Source organism: Reichenbachiella agariperforans (assembly GCF_900142205.1).
Classification (GTDB): domain Bacteria; phylum Bacteroidota; class Bacteroidia; order Cytophagales; family Cyclobacteriaceae; genus Reichenbachiella; species Reichenbachiella agariperforans.
On sequence record NZ_FRAA01000003.1, the window covers coordinates 38,760 to 56,522 of the forward strand.

12 protein-coding genes are annotated in these 17,763 nt (G+C 44.4%); 8 read left to right on the forward strand and 4 right to left on the reverse strand.

What is annotated here, in order from left to right; translation table 11 throughout:
- Position 1 precedes the first annotated feature (1 nt).
- The 6 genes from BUB99_RS09505 (at position 2) to BUB99_RS09530 (ending at position 6,228) form a co-directional block, all read left to right on the forward strand.
- Positions 2-1,372 (forward strand): ATP-binding protein, encoded by a 1,371-nt coding sequence (locus BUB99_RS09505; RefSeq protein ID WP_073121905.1) that lies wholly within the window; start codon positions 2-4, stop codon positions 1,370-1,372.
- Positions 1,373-1,376: 4 nt separating this feature from the next.
- Positions 1,377-1,859: a response regulator gene (locus tag BUB99_RS09510; protein WP_073121906.1), complete on the forward strand. Its 483-nt coding sequence runs from the start codon at positions 1,377-1,379 to the stop codon at positions 1,857-1,859.
- A complete protein-coding gene (locus tag BUB99_RS09515; RefSeq protein WP_073121908.1) occupies positions 1,856-3,175 on the forward strand; it encodes a hypothetical protein in 1,320 nt (439 codons plus the stop codon). The genes BUB99_RS09510 and BUB99_RS09515 overlap by 4 nt, the downstream gene beginning before the upstream one ends.
- Before the next feature lie 344 nt (positions 3,176-3,519).
- A complete protein-coding gene (locus BUB99_RS09520; protein WP_073121910.1) occupies positions 3,520-4,620 on the forward strand; it encodes a glycoside hydrolase family 43 protein in 1,101 nt (366 codons plus the stop codon).
- Positions 4,621-4,904: 284 nt separating this feature from the next.
- On the forward strand, positions 4,905-5,291 hold the full coding sequence (locus BUB99_RS09525; protein ID WP_084190477.1) for a hypothetical protein: 387 nt from the start codon (positions 4,905-4,907) through the stop codon (positions 5,289-5,291).
- Between the two features lie 82 nt (positions 5,292-5,373).
- The gene (locus BUB99_RS09530; protein WP_073121914.1) at positions 5,374-6,228 is read left to right on the forward strand and encodes an HAEPLYID family protein; all 855 of its coding nucleotides are present in this window, start codon (positions 5,374-5,376) and stop codon (positions 6,226-6,228) included.
- 108 nt (positions 6,229-6,336) lie between these two features.
- Here BUB99_RS09530 and fsa read toward each other — a convergent pair whose 3' ends face one another.
- The 4 genes from fsa to BUB99_RS09550 all read right to left on the reverse strand — a co-directional run bounded on the left by fsa (position 6,337) and on the right by BUB99_RS09550 (position 15,063).
- Positions 6,337-6,993 carry a fructose-6-phosphate aldolase gene (gene fsa, locus BUB99_RS09535; protein WP_073121916.1) on the reverse strand — a complete coding sequence of 219 codons (657 nt, stop codon included), beginning with the start codon at positions 6,991-6,993 and terminating at the stop codon, positions 6,337-6,339.
- 86 nt (positions 6,994-7,079) lie between these two features.
- Positions 7,080-9,113, reverse strand: coding sequence for a transketolase family protein (locus BUB99_RS09540; protein WP_073121918.1), 2,034 nt, complete (start codon positions 9,111-9,113; stop codon positions 7,080-7,082).
- A gap of 406 nt (positions 9,114-9,519) precedes the next feature.
- Positions 9,520-13,581, reverse strand: a complete 4,062-nt coding sequence (locus BUB99_RS09545) for a pectinesterase family protein (protein WP_073121920.1) — start codon at positions 13,579-13,581, stop codon at positions 9,520-9,522.
- Positions 13,582-14,085: 504 nt separating this feature from the next.
- Positions 14,086-15,063 (reverse strand): SMP-30/gluconolactonase/LRE family protein, encoded by a 978-nt coding sequence (locus BUB99_RS09550; protein ID WP_084190478.1) that lies wholly within the window; start codon positions 15,061-15,063, stop codon positions 14,086-14,088.
- 161 nt (positions 15,064-15,224) lie between these two features.
- Between BUB99_RS09550 and BUB99_RS09555 the strand changes: the two genes are divergently transcribed.
- Together BUB99_RS09555 and BUB99_RS09560 are read left to right on the forward strand one after the other, a co-directional pair.
- The gene (locus tag BUB99_RS09555; RefSeq protein WP_073121922.1) at positions 15,225-17,036 is read left to right on the forward strand and encodes a histidine kinase dimerization/phosphoacceptor domain -containing protein; all 1,812 of its coding nucleotides are present in this window, start codon (positions 15,225-15,227) and stop codon (positions 17,034-17,036) included.
- Positions 17,033-17,728 carry a LytR/AlgR family response regulator transcription factor gene (locus BUB99_RS09560; protein ID WP_073121924.1) on the forward strand — a complete coding sequence of 232 codons (696 nt, stop codon included), beginning with the start codon at positions 17,033-17,035 and terminating at the stop codon, positions 17,726-17,728. The genes BUB99_RS09555 and BUB99_RS09560 overlap by 4 nt, the downstream gene beginning before the upstream one ends.
- Positions 17,729-17,763: the final 35 nt, after the last annotated feature.

The following is a 17,763-nucleotide window of genomic DNA, read 5'->3' on the forward strand; positions in this document are numbered from 1 at the left end:
CATGGAAGGAAAAGGAAACAAACTATCCAGTTTTACCGATACGAGTTGGTTGAAGAAACATTTCTTCTCCAATCCCGCACAGAAAGTATTGCTCAAAAAAGGAGAGACAATCCTGAAGCAGGGAGAGAAAAATGACCGCATCTACTATGTCGCTAGTGGCAAACTCAGTGGCCACCATCAGCCCGAAAATGGGAGTATACTGTTGATATTTCAGACAGGAGCAGATGCGGTATTGGGGATCTACAGTTTCTTTTCTCCAGACGGATGCAGCTACACGACTGTCACAGCAGACGAAGACACGACCCTATACTATATGAGCAAGGCTAACCTGCCAGCCAAAGATCACCCCGACCACTTGCTGTTTTCGGAGCATATCCTACCGATCATCGTCAATGAGATCTACCTCAGACAAATGCTCGTCGTACGAAATGCTACCCAAATGGAGGTCACACTCAAAAAGCTCATGCAAAGCGAAAAGCTAGCGACACTAGGACAACTCGCTGCAGGGCTAGCTCACGAACTAAACAATGCCATCGGTGTATTGCAAAACAAAACCCAATGGATGACCGATCGACTAAAGACAATTTTCAATCACAAAGAATTTGATCATGTGTACCCGATGTTCGTCAAAGGGCTCGAACAAGGGCAACATTGCTCTACTGCCGAAGCAAGAAAACGCAAAGAGCAAATCAAAAAGACACTCAAAATAGACGACCGACTAGCCAAAAAACTAGCAAGGATCAATCTCACAGACGATGAAATCCAACAAATAGCCAAACAAAACCAAAGCACAGCTATCGAAGAGATGGACGAGTTTTGGGAGATAGGTATGGCGCTGCATGATATGCAAGTGGCATCCACACACACCACACATGTCATTCGCTCAATCAAAGACCTAGGATCTCAAAACCATAGCAACGTACAAGCATGCGATCTACGATTAACCTTCAAAAAGTCACTCTCACTCCTGTCCAACATGACAAGAACGATCTCAATCGATTTGGCAATCGAAAAAGGATTGATGCTAGTCGCTCGCGAAGGAGATTTGATACAGATCTGGGTCAACCTCATCAAAAATGCAGCCGAAAGCCTAGTCAATGCCCATACGCCAAACCCTAGTATACGGCTGGTTTCTGAACTGCATCAGGACAGCATCCAGATCCAAATCATTGACAATGGACCTGGTATACCACATCACCTGCTATCGACGATTTTCCAACCCAACGTCACCACCAAAGTGTCTGGCCTATCCTTTGGCCTGGGACTCGGGCTATCTATTGTCCAAAAAATCATCACCAGCTACGGAGGTACCATATCAGTGACCTCCCAAGCGGGGCGTACCGCTTTCAACATTCAACTACCTAAAGCATAACATCATGGAAAAAATATATATCATCTGTGTCGAGGATCAAAGAGAGGTTCTCAATACCATCGCTACCCAACTCTCCAGCTTGGATCAGTACGTGATCATAGAAGAGTGTGAATCCGCACCCGAGGCAGAAGAACTCATAGAAGAGATAGACACCAAGGGAGATTTCATCGCAGTAGTCGTATCTGACCATGTGATGCCCGGCAAAACAGGCGTAGAACTACTCACTACCCTCCACAATGACCAGCGGTTTTCGGATACCAAGAAAATCCTCCTCACAGGTCAGGCTACCCATATGGACACGATACAGGCCATCAACATGGCGGGGATTGACTACTATCTCGAGAAGCCATGGCAGGCAGATGACCTCCTCCACAAGATAAAAATACTCTTGACCTCATACATCATCCAAAAAGGACTTAACTACAAACTATTCTTGGAGGTGCTTGATCAAGAAACACTTTTTGGTCTTTTAAAACAAACACCATGATTGGGCATAACAAGAAGTTTTCACGGCTACTCGTGTACGTACTGAATATTGTGTTATTGACGATGACCTATGGGTGGGCGACTATGTCCTATGCCCAACCCGTCACTCCCCCACAGCTAAAACTAGGGAACCAATCTCAGCTCAAATTGTCTGCCTCTGCTCAGCTCTGGCTCAGAACTACCGAACTAAACCCTGGCACGACCATTCAAGGAGAAACCAAAGACTATGTCAGTGATGTATCCATACGCAGGTTTCGAATGATTCTATCTGGATCAATCACCGACCGATGGTACGTCAAGTTCCAACTGGGAACCAACAACCTCAACTACATCAACAACAACAGCACGCTGAAAATACTGGATATAGAGACCTCCTATCGCTTTGCCGATGTTTTCGAAATAGGAGGAGGCAAAAATGCCTACGTCGGACTCTCTCGCTATGCTGCTCCTGCCACTTCATCTGCCCTCAGCTATGACTGCCCACTATTCACCATGCCCACAGTCGGTATCAGCGATGACCTCCTGCGCAAGTTCAGCCTCTATGCCAAAGGCAACATCGGACACTTCGCCTACCGCGCAGTAGTCGCTCGTCCACTCGCTGTATATCAAAATACGCTAAGTGAGGAGGCCAATTTCTACAGCAACTTCCCTGACCTCCAGTACTCTGCCTATCTCAGTTATGAGTTTATGGACAGAGAGAGTCAAACCAGTGCTTTCAAGGCAGGCACCTACCATGGCAGCAAAAAAATCATAAATCTCAGTGTAGGGTTCTTGTATCAAGAGGACGCACTGGCAGGACTTGACACACAGATGGACACCATCAGCTATGACATGCTCCTACTGGCGGCTGATTTTTTCATGGATCTACCACTCAACAATGAGAACAGCCGCTCTGTCACCGTCTATCTTGGATACTTCGACTATGATTTCGGAAAAGACTACATCCGCCTCTCTGGTGCCAACAACCCGAGCAATGGCGTGAGGAACGGTTCATACGCTGGGGCGGGCAACTCCTTCCCTACTACCGGAACAGGACAGGTCGCCTATCTACAGTTGGGCTACCGTACACGTATCAGCCCAAACGAAAAGTTGCCTTACCTTCAACCCTATGCTTCCATACAAGTTGCCGACTATGATGGACTAAATGACCAAATGATCATGTATGACTATGGGCTTAACTTCTTATTCGACGGTCACAGATCCAAACTAACCTTAGCCATCCAAAACCGCCCGATCTACAGCAACCAAACCCGTGACTACTCCCAAGTCACCGAACGCATGGATATGTGGATACTACAGTACCAGTTCAAGATTTAAATCCTTTAACTGGTAGGTCAATACAAGAATCAAACTGCCAGTTTCTAACAATGTATACTCTCGTCCCTAAATAGGCATACTGTCGTTTTATGTGTCCATCAAGAAAGAATAAGTAAGAGCCATTTATGCTCTCTCAGATTGAGAAAAATTAGTAACGCAATCGGTTGCGTGATATGCATTCTATCTATAAATTTGAGCTTTATAACACAAGGTTACCGTAATCAAAACAGCAACACTTAATCTCTCCACCTACTCGTAATGTTGAAAAATGCACTCCTAGTTTGCATAGCCCCTACTTAGATAGAAACGCATACAAAGTATAAATACAAATAAGAGCAACTAATATGAAAGAAGTAATGAAAGGGATGTACCTCACACTAGGTATTGCAACTTTTTTGGTGGCCTGCCAACCTACCAGTAAGCCATCGTCCGAAGAGTCGTCAGTAATAGATACCACAGCAGTACGAGCATTTAAAAGTGAACCACTCGTGACACACATCTATACAGCTGACCCATCTGCACATGTATTTGAAGGAAAACTTTACATCTATCCATCCCATGATTGGGAGTCTGGCATAGCAGAAGATGATTTTGGCAGTCATTTCGATATGCAAGATTATCACATACTCTCCATGGACGAAGTAGGTGGAGAGGTCACCGATCACGGCGTAGCATTAGACAAGAAGGACATTGCTTGGGCTGGACGTCAACTATGGGCGCCCGATGCAGCCGAAAAAGACGGTACGTATTATCTATACTTCCCTCTGAAAGACAAGCAAGATATTTTCAAGATCGGGGTAGCGACTAGTGATCGACCAGAAGGGCCTTTTACAGCCGAGCCAGAACCGATGAAAAACAGCTACAGCATGGATCCAGCTGTATTCAAGGACGATGACGGAGCATACTACATGTACTTTGGGGGTGTATGGGGCGGTCAGCTACAGCGATGGGATGACAATACCTATGACGCTAGCGTTACTGCTCAGGAGCCTAGTGGTGATGTCCCAGCGTTGCTACCGAGGGTGGCTAAACTAAGTGATGACATGAAGCAATTTGCTGAAGAAGTAAAAGAAGTAGAGATACTAGATGCAGACGGTAGCCCTATCATGGCTGATGACCATGACAAACGATTCTTCGAAGCTTCATGGGTTCACAAATACAACGACAAATACTACTTCTCCTACTCCACAGGTGACACACATAATATCTGCTATGCCACTGGTGATAATCCTTATGGTCCCTTTACCTACCAAGGCATTATTTTAGAACCAGTATATGGCTGGACCAACCACCACTCCATTACCGAGTTCAACGGAAAATGGTACTTGTTCTATCACGATACATCTCTATCAGAAGGCCAAACGCACCTACGTAGTGTCAAGATGATGGAATTAAAGCACGATGAAAATGGTAAGATCGAAACCTTAAGTGCTTTTAAAGAATAGTAATCATAAACAACTTCCCTACTGAGACAGAAAGATTGACTTTTTAAGCAGATCACTAAACGGCCAATCTTCATTCGTACGGATAAAACAGCAGCCGTTGTTGCAAGTAACTGAACTACTTGCAACAACGGCTGCTGTTTTTGATACTGAACGAAAGTATAAACCACACTATCGGCCAAGACATTTAAACCCTGATTATAAATACGAACGCTAAGGATGGAGTGCTAAAAAAACGATAAGGTACAGATTGCTTAATGTTAAAAAAAGAGCATTAAATTGGCGCTTTGATCGATCAAATAAAAAATAGCATCTTTTCAAAAGTCCTCTGGGGATTCATGGGGCTGTACCTACTCAATATAAGTGTGGATACGGCAGACCCGTACCCAGATCATATTCCAGAGGATTTGTCAATCAATGATCAAGAAAGTATCATTGAAATCATCGTGGAGAAAGTCCTAGGCTATGATGATGCCATTAAAGAGTATGATGATCATGATACCGAAGATCATAACAAGAAAGCAAACTTTAAAATAGAGCTAATTGCTCAATTCAGTATTGATTCTACCATTAATCAACCGTCCTTTGACTCAGTAAAAAGGGCATTCCCCCGCTATAACACTTCTCTAATTAACGGCTTTCACAAAATAGACACTCCTCCACCGAAAGCATGATTTGTTTTTTCACAATTGACTATCCCCACTATTAAAAAGTAGTGCTGGGACAATTTTATTATGCTTAAAAAAACAAATCAATATGAACATCAAGAAGAAATTGATGCTAATTACACTATTGGCATCTTCGATATATTCAGTCGCTCAAACGACCAAATCTGAAAGGGATGAAATTTACATTCAAACAATAGAAGACGATAAAGAACCTGATAAAGTACTGCATGCCGAGCCTCTCTATGTAGACCTGATACGGGATTTAGGTGCACGGAAAGGTGAAAAAGAGTGGAACTTAGGATTTGGGCTCACGGACAATTTAAAATTTGATTCATATGAAGCACTCATAGAATATGAATGGGCTCCCATGGATAGGTTAGGGTTAGAGGTTGAACTGCCTTTCACCTTTTATTCACCCGTAAGTGATACAGGTGAGGAGTTGAACCCCGCTAATGAATTGAATAGTATTAAAATTGCGACACAATGGTCATTCTTTGTAAGCGAACCAATGGCAACTTCAATGGCGCTTGGGTACATTAACGAATTTGAACTCTCTGACTTTAGGAATTTTGGAAAGCCTTTCATTACTGGCAATATCTACAATCCATTCTTTGTGATTGCCAAACGCTGGGGAAACAACTTTCATTCATTGATTTATACAGGGCCAATGATTGAGCAGCATTTCAATACCAACAAATTCCATACGACTTATGACGTCAATACAAGTTTTCATTATATGATTCCAGGTACACGCAATTTTATTGGTGTTGAATTTAATAAAACCATCGACGAGAGTGATTTTGACATGACCATTCGTCCTCAGATGCGTTTAGGTATTACAGACCATTTATTGATTGGAATAGTGGGAGGAATTCCTGTGAGAAGAGAAAATGAAAGATTAAGCTCTTTCGTAAGACTAATTTGGGAACCCAAACATCACTAAAGATGCCCCACAGTAAGCCAACGAAGTGTTAACTACCACTTCGTATCAAACAAAAAAGGGATACATCTAATGATGTATCCCTTTTTTAATTTCTAGAAAGTAAACCCCTTACTTGTTTCCTTTGGCGTAATCCGCTAGGAAAGTCGCCAATCCACTGTCGGTCAATGGGTGTTTCAACAAGCCCATGATCGCACTCAATGGACAGGTCACTACGTCTGCACCTACCTCAGCACACTTGATCAAGTGTAGTGGGTTGCGCACAGATGCCGCTAGGATTTCTGTTTCGAAACCGAAGTTATCGTAGATGCCTACGATCTGCTCGATGAGGTTCATCCCGTCAAACCCGATATCGTCCAATCTCCCGATGAATGGAGAGATATAGCTCGCACCCGCTTTCGCAGCAAGGATTGCTTGTCCTGGGCTAAAGATCAACGTACAGTTGGTTCTGATCCCTTTGTCACTCAACGCCTTGATGGTCTTGATACCGTCTTTGATCATTGGGATTTTCACGACGATCTTTGGATCGATCGCTGCTAGTTCCAGCCCTTCTTTAAGCATCGCATCAAATTCGGTAGAGATTACCTCTGCACTTACCTTGTCATCTACGATATCACAGATTTTCTTGTAGTGTGCTCTGATGTTCTCCTCACCAGTGATGCCTTCTTTGGCCATCAACGATGGGTTGGTGGTCACACCGTCTAATACTCCTAAGTCATATGCCTCCTTGATGTGATCAAGATTGGCGGTATCGATGAAAAATTGCATGTCTATTGTCTGTTTATAGTCAAAGTTTTATTCTATGTATCAGATCTTCTTGGCTCGTCATAAACAAACCAAGAAGACCATCGGAATTAAAGTCCCAACAATTCAACCACTTGGTTGTATACGTTTTCGCCCGTGAATCCGAATTTCTCATCCAATACTCCAGCAGGAGCAGAATATCCGAAATGTCCCAATCCAAAGACTTTACCGTTTGGTCCCGCGAGTCCTTCCAAGTTGACAGGCAATCCAGCCGTCATACCGAAGATAGGCTTGTCTGTAGGGATTACTGATTCCTGATAAGCTTTGTCTTGGCTTCTGAATAGTCCCTCAGAAGGAATCGAAGCAATGTTGATTTTCAATCCTTTCTTCTCTTCGAGCAAAGCTGCTCCCGCAAACAAAGTCGCCACTTCCGAACCATTGGCGATCAACACCACGTCTGGATTTTCTACTTTTTGCACAAGGTATCCACCTTTCTCCGCTTGGAGCGCATCTTCGTATCTCGAAGCACCTACAGCTGGTAAGTCTTTGATTCCTTGTCTCGATAGGATCAAACCTGTCGAGACGTCTGTGTTTTCCATAGCCATTTTCCACGCTACGGTTGTCTCTGCAGCATCTGCAGGTCTAAGTGCAAGGAAGCTATTTTTGTGGCTGTGGTTTTGAACTTTCTCCATCAATCTGATCTGAGCCTCTTGCTCGATCGGCTGGTGAGTCGGTCCATCCTCTCCTACTCTAAACGCATCATGTGTCCATACATATTTCACCGGTAGCTCTTGGATCGCTCCGAGTCTGATCGCGGGCTTCATGTAGTCAGAGAATACGAAGAACGTACCCACCACTGGAATCACACCACCGTGCAGTGCCATCCCATTGGCGATAGCCGCCATAGACAGCTCAGCCACACCTGACTGCAAGAAAGCGCCACCGAAATCATTTTTCTGGATGGCTCTTGTTTTCTTCAAGAAACCGTCCGTCTTGTCTGAGTTAGACAAATCCGCAGAAGACACGATCATGTTTTCTACTTTGTCCGCGAGGTAAGCCAATACCGCAGAGCCTGCTGCTCTTGACGCTACTCCCTCTTTTTGAACGATCTCACTAAAATCAATTCCTTCTGGCATCTTACCTGTCAAGAACTGATCAAGTTTCGCTGCGAGTGCTGCATTGTCTTTTCTCCACGCTTCTTCTTTCGCGTAAGCTTCTTGAGCAGCAGCCGCTTTATCCTTCAGTACTTGCGCATAGTGTGCAGCTACTTCAGGGAATATTTTGAATGGGTCCTTAGGATCCGATCCTAGGTTCTCCAATGTCTTTTCGTAATCCGCACCTGTCGCGCCGATTGGCTGACCGTGTAGTTCGCAGTGTCCTTCGAACATCTCGCCTTCAGCTGTCACACAGCCTTTGCCCATGATGGTCTTACCAATGATGAGTACTGGCTTCTCCGTCTCAGCGTTTGCGTCTTTGAGTGCTTTTCTGATTTCGTCGTGGTTGTGTGCGTCGATTGTGACGACTTTCCATCCCCATGACTCGTATTTCATCGCAGTATCCTCAGTAGTCACCTCGTCAGTCATCGTAGAGAGCTGCACGTCGTTGCTATCAAAGAACATGATGAAGTTGTTCAATCCCAAGTGACCCGCGATACGTCCTACCCCTTGAGAGATTTCTTCTTGGATCCCTCCGTCAGAGATGAATCCGTATATTTTTTGATCCATCCAGTTGCCAAACTTCGCCTGGAGAAACTTCGCAGCGATCGCCGCTCCTACTCCCATAGCGTGTCCTTGACCGAGTGGCCCTGAGGTGTTTTCTATCGCGCGTTCTACGTCTACTTCTGGGTGGCCTGGAGTGACCGATCCCCACTGTCTGAAGTTGGAGAGGTCTTCCATCGAGAACTTGCCCAACAGGCTATACTGCGCATACATCAGTGAAGACAAATGGCCTGCGTCCATGAAGAACCTGTCTCTTGCATGCCAGCTCATGTTGTCCGGATCGAATCTTAAAAACTCTGAGTATAAAATGTGCATGAAATCTGCACCTCCCATGGGTCCACCTGGATGACCAGATTTTGCCTTCTCTACCATCGAAACGGCTAGTGCCCTAATGTTGTCTGCTGCCTGTAAGTCTACTGTCTTCATTTGTACTGTTTCTAGAAATTAAAAAATGCCTCGGAAATCTTTTAAATCCAAGGCATTTACTAAACCCAAAACTAATTTAAAAATCTATTATTTATAACCTCAAAGGTGGATATTAATCCCAAAACGCAAGTAAACCACGCTACTGCAAGCCCCCTTCAATTCTATTTCACCGATACTTCAAATAGGACTCACAATGCCTAAACACCTCTTTAGGGAGCACCAGCCTTGATTACAATACTTCACAGTACCATTTAGCTACTTCAAGACCTGAATCCATACGTCAAATGTAGCACAAATTATAACGTGTACAAAATACACTTTATAATTTGTGATTGATCGGTAACTAAGACAAAAAAAAGAGGGTGTCTATATAGACACCCTCTTCTAACACTTTGAACATTTAAGATCAGCGCGTTAACACTTTCACTGCCTTTTGACCGTCAGCTGAGTTCATCATGACTATCCAAAGCCCGTTGTTGAGACTAAAATTAATATCATGGTTTGTTTCTACAGTTTTCACTTTACGTCCCATGAGGTTATATACATGTACTTGTGTTTTGGACATCACATTGCCAACGTGAACCTGATTTTCGTAAGCGTAAACTTGAACACCTGAAACTGGAATCAAAGGAGTAGATAGGACTTCTTCTTCCTCCTCTAACTCTTCCTCTTCGGCCGTCACCAACCCCGGTAACGGATCCCAATCGTCATTTCCTTTGGTAAAGGTAAAGTTCGAGATTTCACTATCGTCACTGAGCACTGCTTCGGTCAAGAGTGTAGACCAGCTCGCTCGACTACCCGAATTATCAGCACCTGATAGTTCGGTCGTCCCAAACTCATACATACCTGGAGACTCACCTCCCAGCGTACTCAACCAGCCTTCTGCAGCGATCAACGATTCTCCGTCGTTGTCTGGGAAGTTGGTGGTCTCGATGGTCGTGTTGTAGAAGACTACCTCACTGGTTGCCCCCTGCCATGGACGCCCAAAGTACCCAGGCTTAGAGCGATACGCTGAGGCAGTTTCTGAGCCTGGAGTCGCTGAGGTGATGGTGCATTCGTACATCAAATACCCACGACCACTGCTTTGTTGGGCGGCGGTGATATAGCATCTGTCATTTTTGTCTTCGCTGGTATTCATGACCAGGTCAGTTTGGTAAAATACGGCTGTCATGCCACCAAAGATGTAGTCTGTAGCCCCCATCATAGCACCTTTGTAGACGACTACTCTTGATCCTGTACCTCCATAGAAGGAGTCTTGTCTACCAACCACTCGGCATTTGTTTAGTACCACTTTGTCTACGTCGTTCGTAATGGCTATCGCAGCGGCTCTTTCTACAAAACTCTTGTTTTGCACCTCTGTGCTACCAGCAGTAGTAGGTCTCTCTCCCTTGCTACCTGATGCCCACATGACAACTTTATCTTCGGATTCTTTTTTGGATATGTATTGGTTGAATGAGTTTTCGAAGATGATGTCTTCAGCTTCGAACCCATCTGCACTCACGACCACCGTAGCGTTCCAATACGAACCGTTGGTGGTGCCACTTCCAGCATTCTCATAGGAGAGTGAACCGTTGGCTTTGTTGACACGGAGTACGTCTTCATTCCATTTTTGGTCATTGCCCATACTGTAATAGCTGTAGCCGTGCCCATAGTAAGAAGTGATTCTGACGGCTTGATCAGAGATATCCACACCTGCGTTGGCTAGGGAGATATCTGGAATAGCTGCTGCGTTTTTCAAGGTGACATTATTCACACGGATCACCAACATCTCTTCATAGTTGCCTGGATCAATCATGATGGTGACGCGCTGATCACTTTCACGAGCCATTCTTGAGACTGCGTCTAAAGCCTCATTGATCGTTTCAAAATCCTTGTTTGCGCCGACCGTCAATGTTTCGCTATAGTCTACGGCTTGCTGTGTCGCTATCTGCGTGATATATGTCGTCCCTACACTTGCGCCGATGGTCAGCGTGATGTGCCCAGATTCTGAACCTGTGTAGTTGTAGTCCACACTCTCCAAGGTGCTCGTACTGCCACTGGTAGTCGTGATTGCTTCACCCCCTTCGATGGAAAAGTCCGCCTCGTAGTAATACGTAATAGTCACTTTGTCTCCCGCGTTGACAGGGACTTGGATCGTGGCGTCTGCTTTTGCTGTCAAGTGCCCTTTGCTGATCTGGTTCGCGATGGCTCCTGAGAACAACAGCCCCTTGTAGGCTGTAGTTGTACCACTTTCGATGACTTGATCGTCAAAGTTCCATTGGGTCACAGTGGTGAACGAAAGTGTTTTGCTGACATCCGCTGCTTCTATTGTCAGATTCGAAGTGGGAGCCAACTGCACTGGCGACTCGTCCAGTCCTGTATAGGCTACCGAGTAAGTTCCAGTTCTTAGTTGAACATCACTTGCTGATGGGAAATCATATTCATAGCCTTCCTCGTAGAGGTTGGTGAATACTAGGCCTAATTTGGCGACCTGGTCGTCAGTCAGTCCTTCTGTAGTAATGACAACATCAAAGAGCGCCTTCTCTGTGAAAGCAATGGCTTGTGTCGCATCTGCCGTGATAGATACTGTACTTTCGGTCAATTCATAGTCGTTGACTCCTTTGGCTGTAATCGTGTAACTCGTGTTGGGCTCGAGTTGCACACTGTATGTGCCAGCTTCTGTATCTATACTTGGTTCTGGTTGGTAGATTTTGCCATCTGCGCTGTAGTTCAACTCCAAGTCCATGAGCTGATCGTCGAGACCAGTGATACTCCCTGTCACGGTGTAGAGCTCTACTTTCTCAAGTGTCAAATCATAAGTAGTCGTTTCTGCTGTCACAGCCAATGTGCTCTCCGTACTGATCACGTACCCATTGGCATCTGTCAGTCCCAAGGTATAGCTGTAGCCCGCCGGCAATGAAACACTGTAGCTGTTGCTCGATTGATCTGCGACCCAAGTTTTGCCGACTTCATTGGTAAAGGAGATCGAGTAGCCCTCAGGTATGTCTGTCGCGGCTGTGACGTCTATGCTACCTGTCAAGTCTGCATACGTAGCATCCTTGCGGTAGATCCTATAGTAGCTTGGTTTGCCTAAGTCATCGTAGATGTGGTAAATTCCTTTGTGCTGAGCCACGAATTTTACTTCGACGATATCACTTCCGAGTTCGATTTGATCGGATTGGAGCGTAGGGTCTTCTGCATAGTCGAAGTTTAGGTTTCCACCTGCGTCGGTTTTGACAATCATCGTGACTTCATCGTCTTCGTAGAGAGTCAAACTCATGTATCGTGTGGTCGCTGCAGAAGCATTGACGTAGACTCGTCCCGTGTACTCTTCTGCACCAGCGATATTGTCATCGTATCGTGTCAGGCTTTCGTTGGTAGAGCGGAGTCTGTCATTTCCTCCACCGACCCAGCTCAGTACATCTGCCGTGAAGCTTGGTAGTGTAGGTCCCGCAGTGCCTGCTTCGGTATCTGCATACCAAGCATTGATGATGTCGACGGTTAGATTATTTTTGTAAGTAGCTTCGTCTAGCTGTGCCGCTCCGAAATCCCATACATCAATCAATCCGTTCGAATTCGGGTACGAGGGGCCGATTTGCACTTCGTATGGAATCGGAGCTACCTCTAAATAGGGGACGTAATTGGTGCCTGTGAAATCCAAAGTTACGCTCCCTGCTTCGCCTACATACAGGATGTCTAGCGTATAGTTGTCATTGTCATACTCGCCAGCGGTATTGTCAGATTCGGTGATGTCAAACTCCCCTGATTCGCTAGAGATCGCAATAGTGCCTCCAGAGTAGACACATCCCCCTATTTTGATGTAGGAGTTGCCTGCTACATCTAGTACAATTTGGTTGCCTGTTTTCAAAACCGAACCGTGATCATCCCCATTGTATCCGAATGCGTTGCTTGTCCCCACGATCACGTCGATCAAACCAGCATTGATATCCGACTGACCATCGGTATCTGTAGGGATGATGCTGCCATCTCGCAAGTCATAATAGTAGATGATACTGGTCTCTGCAGTAGTCGCTGTAGCACCTGATTGTGCGGGGATCACTTCAATAGAGGGCAGGTAGATGTCACTACCGGTTCCTTCTACTGCTTTGAAGTTAAGTGTGGTCTCTGGTCCCGAATAGACAAATGAGTAGGTGTCAGATAGATCTGTTTCTACTTTGGTGGTCAGAGTTCCCAAATCTCCAGATTCGAAAGCGGTACCCGTGAGTTCTAGTCCAGAGTGTTTTGATCCCAAAAATCGAATGGTGCTACTTCCTGAGACTTTGACGTTGATCTCGTCACCGAGCTTCATGTTCATGCCGTAAGTGCCCCCGTGGTATCCAGCGGTCCAGTCTACTAGTCCATCTGTACTCGTACCTGAGTCTATGATGGTTTCGTCCAAAAACTCGTAGGTGACTGTCCCTGCGAGTTGCGCGTTTGCCCATAGTGAGCAAACCAACAATGCTACAATAGCGAAGTAAGTTTTTTTCATAATTTAGTCTTTAATCGTACATCTTTCAATTTGACTTCACTAGACCGATCCAATATTAAAACCAATCACATAATGAAACCCGACGCTAAAGATGAAGCATGGAAAAACATTGGACTATTCATTTATTCACATTGACTTAACAAGGAACAAATAACTATGTAAATAATACACTTCATATAAATGAGTCGGGAGACTAAGTGTTGATCCCAAAATGTGCATTCGGAATCCCCTATCAGCAGGTATACTGATATTCAGCGTCTAAATAATTTCCAACTCAACCTTATTTACAATCAATTAGATCACAAAAGACTACTTACAAACGCAAAAGCCCGACTGAAACGAATTCGGTCGGGCTTTTGTCAGTAGATGAGATATAAAACTATTTTCCTCGCATCGCAGCAAGCTGCTGGATAGTCACAAGCCTAAGCATCATTACCAAAACACTCTTGCACATACGTGGGTATAGCCAAAATCTAATCATCACATTTACACTTGAAGTATAACTTACTTCTGACCGAAGAAATTGGCTTTAACCCCTTTGACTCCCGGGACTGCTACGAATATACTTCCAGCGTGTGGTAGAGAGTCCAATTCCGCCTCACTCATATCCACTCTAGCAGAAGTGATGAATAGCGAGTCCAAGTTCTCTCCCCCGAAAGCACAAGACGTGATGTTGTGTGCAGGAATATGCACTTCACCAATGATCTCTCCTGACTCGGTATCGATCTGCAACACTTTGTTGCCATTCCATAGGCACACCCACAGATTGTTCTCAGCATCAATTGTGCTGCCATCGGGATAGCCGTATGCCGTAAAATCCATCAAACTACGCTCGTTTGAGATCGTACCCGTCTCGTCATCATAATCGAATACCCGTACTTTGCCATCTGGTGTATCGATATAGTACATCGTCTTTTGGTCAGATGACCAAACGATCCCGTTGGAGATGGTCACACTGTCAAGCATCTGCTCTGAGCCACCGTCAGCGCTAATTTTATAGAGGCTTGCCGCATCACTAATCTGATCGAGATGCATCGAGCCTACCCAAAGTCTGCCTGACGGGTCACACTTGCCGTCGTTGAAGCGAATCTTACCCGTATGCATATCAGGTGTCACGATTAGTTCTTGTTCTCCTGTAGTAGGATCATAATAGTACACACCGTCTTCTAGTGCTACTACTGCACGTCCATCCGCAGACGGTACGATCGTTCCTATCCGCTGTACCAACTGATGTACCAACTGAGACTTGTTAGACACATCGAGCTGAAACCACTTCTTGCCCTCAATATCTACCGACCAGAGCTCATTCGTCTCGTGGTTCCAAATGGCCCCTTCGCCTAACTCGTTTTTGTCTTCATAAAACAATTCGGCTTCCCATCGTTGGATATCGTCTTGTGGTGTTTGAACTTCCCCTTCGGAGGTCTTTGGTGCGGTGCAAGATACCATTGCCAATAGACCAGCGGCTAGTAATGTGTTTTTCATGTCTTAATATTCTGTATTAATTTCAGTTCTTTGGTTTCAATCCTCAAATCAACCTACAATCCTTCACATCTGCACTGGGTGAATCGCACAATTGTTGATACATAAATCTAGTTTCTCAATTGTTTTCTTAGTTTTGGTCATACCTAACGCAAATTTCCTTAATGAACCGCTTCCGTTTAACACTGACGATCACCTTATCTATTCTATCCTGTACCTGCTGGAGTCAAGACAAGAGCTATATCGATAGCCTGAAAGCTGTCCTCATCGAGCAGCCCGAAAATCTAATCGTACTCAATGACCTGGCCTATGAATACACATACAAAGATTTGGATAGTGCGAGAGTCTTTCTACTAAAGGCCATTGAGATCAACGAAAATGACAGCCTACAACTAGGGATATCCAAAGAGACTCTAGCCATAGTCGATGAAATTCAAGGAAATATTTCTGACGCACTCGTCTTACATTTTGAGAGTATTGAGATTTTTGAACAAATCAATTCTCCTAAACATCTGGCGTGGGCCTACAATGGTGTAGGGGCTCTCCATTATCAACAATATGATTATGACCAAGCGTTGACTTATTTCCTCAAGAGTATGAATATCAGGACACAACTCAATAACCCTGAGGAAGTGGCCAAATCCAAGATCAACATTGCACTGATATTTAACAAGACAGAACAGTACGACTCCTCACTCTTCTACCTACATAGCTCACTAGCTCCTTTCGTAGAGAGTGCAGATCAATTGATGGAGAGTATTGTCTACTTAAACTTAGGTAGTACTTTCTCCTATATGGAAGAATTCGATAGTGCAGAATATTACTTTAATAAGTCTGAGGCCATCCAGAAGAAAATCGGAGATCATGAAGGGTTAGGCGTACTCTATCGAAAACTCGGTGAACTATATAGTGAGAAAAACGAACTACTCAAAGCGCTGGATTACTACACTTTAAGTCTAGAATATATACAAAAACTGGGAGACATTGGTCGTTTCATAGAGACTAAACAAGCACAATACTTAGTCTATGAGACAATGAAGGATTATGAAAACGCATACCGCTTACAGTCCGAATATCTCATACTTCGTGATTCGTTGATTAACATCAAGAATAAAGAAACCATCAACGAGTACAATGCCAAATACGAAGCGGAACAAAAAGAACGAGTCATCACAGAGCTAGAATTGGAACAAAAAAATGCAGCACTGGCTTTGGCCAACTCTCAGAACCAACGCAATGTATTCGTCTCTGGATTTACTATCCTTATCATTTTTGCAGGCTTTTTGTACCAACGCTATACTTCCAAAAAGAAAACCTCCGAACTACTCACAAACAAAAACATTGAGATCACCCATGCATTGGAAGATCGTGAAACACTCCTCAAAGAGATTCATCACCGTGTCAAAAACAACCTGCAAGTCATTTCTAGCTTACTCAATCTGCAAGCAGGATCGCTAGACGATGAAGCAGCCATAGATGCAGTCAAAGAAGGACAAAACCGCGTAAAATCAATGGCCTTGATCCATCAAAGACTCTACAGTGCCGACGATATCAGAGGAGTCGACATCCATGACTATATAGAGAATCTGGTCTCTGAACTTTTTACTGCTTTTGGCACAGACAGAGATCGAGTGGAAAGCAGTGTCTCTGCACATAAAATAAAAATGGATATCGATACCGTCATCCCATTAGGTCTCATCTTAAACGAACTCATCACCAATTGCCTGAAATATGCCTTTGGAGGGATTGAGCATGGTCGGTTGGACATAGAGATCAAAGAAATAGATGACATACTACAAGTCATGGTCCGTGACAATGGGGTCGGTATGGATGAAGAAACGATGCGAAACTCGAACTCATTTGGCTGGAAAATGATTAAGTCACTCTCCCGAAAACTGAAGGCTGAGATTATAGTAAAAAATGAAAACGGCACAATCGTGTATTTGAACCTTTCCCGATATAAATTAGTCGTATGAGTAAACCCTCCGTGTTGGTAGTAGAAGACGAGCCATTGATCGCCGATGATATAGCAGGCATTCTTGAGAAAAACGGGTACACCGTCGTAGACATAGTAGATGAAGCCCCAGATGCCTTAGCATCTATTGACAAACACAATCCAGACATAGCGCTACTTGATGTCAATATAGAAGGAGATGCAGACGGAATCGACCTAGCAGGGAAACTGAATATCCCCTTTGTATTTCTGACATCCTACTACGATCAGCAAACACTCGATCGAGCGAAAAAGACTAACCCCTCTGGCTACATCGTGAAACCCTTCAACGAAAGTGACCTCATCGCTAATGTAGAAATTGCCCTATCCAGGGTTCAGAAAACCACGAAAGAAGCCAAAACTCCTGAGAAACTCTTCTTGCGAAACGGACAAGAGATTGTCTCTGTGATGTCATCAGATATCGTCTACGTAGAGGCCTTTGATAACTATGCCAATGTCTATACAGAAAAAGACAAATTCATCATCAGCCACACACTGAAGAGTGTAGAAGAAAAGCTCCTACCTTTCGGTTTTATGCGTATCCACAGATCTTATCTTATCAATTTTGATCATATTGATTCTATCTCAGAAGGCTATGTATTTTTAAGAGGACACAAAGTACTACTAGGAAAATCCTATCGTAAGGAGTTTTTAAAAATGCTATCCATGCTGTAATTTCTTTACTTGTTCAAACCTCCCCTTCACTAAAT

Coding starts and splice junctions, on each gene's coding strand:
- BUB99_RS09505 (WP_073121905.1), top strand. CDS start 2: ATGGAAGGAAAAGGAAACAAACTATCCAGTTTTACCGATACGAGTTGG.
- BUB99_RS09510 (WP_073121906.1), top strand. CDS start 1,377: ATGGAAAAAATATATATCATCTGTGTCGAGGATCAAAGAGAGGTTCTC.
- BUB99_RS09515 (WP_073121908.1), top strand. CDS start 1,856: ATGATTGGGCATAACAAGAAGTTTTCACGGCTACTCGTGTACGTACTG.
- BUB99_RS09520 (WP_073121910.1), top strand. CDS start 3,520: ATGAAAGAAGTAATGAAAGGGATGTACCTCACACTAGGTATTGCAACT.
- BUB99_RS09530 (WP_073121914.1), top strand. CDS start 5,374: ATGAACATCAAGAAGAAATTGATGCTAATTACACTATTGGCATCTTCG.
- fsa (WP_073121916.1), bottom strand. CDS start 6,993: ATGCAATTTTTCATCGATACCGCCAATCTTGATCACATCAAGGAGGCA.
- BUB99_RS09540 (WP_073121918.1), bottom strand. CDS start 9,113: ATGAAGACAGTAGACTTACAGGCAGCAGACAACATTAGGGCACTAGCC.
- BUB99_RS09545 (WP_073121920.1), bottom strand. CDS start 13,581: ATGAAAAAAACTTACTTCGCTATTGTAGCATTGTTGGTTTGCTCACTA.
- BUB99_RS09550 (WP_084190478.1), bottom strand. CDS start 15,063: ATGAAAAACACATTACTAGCCGCTGGTCTATTGGCAATGGTATCTTGC.
- BUB99_RS09555 (WP_073121922.1), top strand. CDS start 15,225: ATGAACCGCTTCCGTTTAACACTGACGATCACCTTATCTATTCTATCC.
- BUB99_RS09560 (WP_073121924.1), top strand. CDS start 17,033: ATGAGTAAACCCTCCGTGTTGGTAGTAGAAGACGAGCCATTGATCGCC.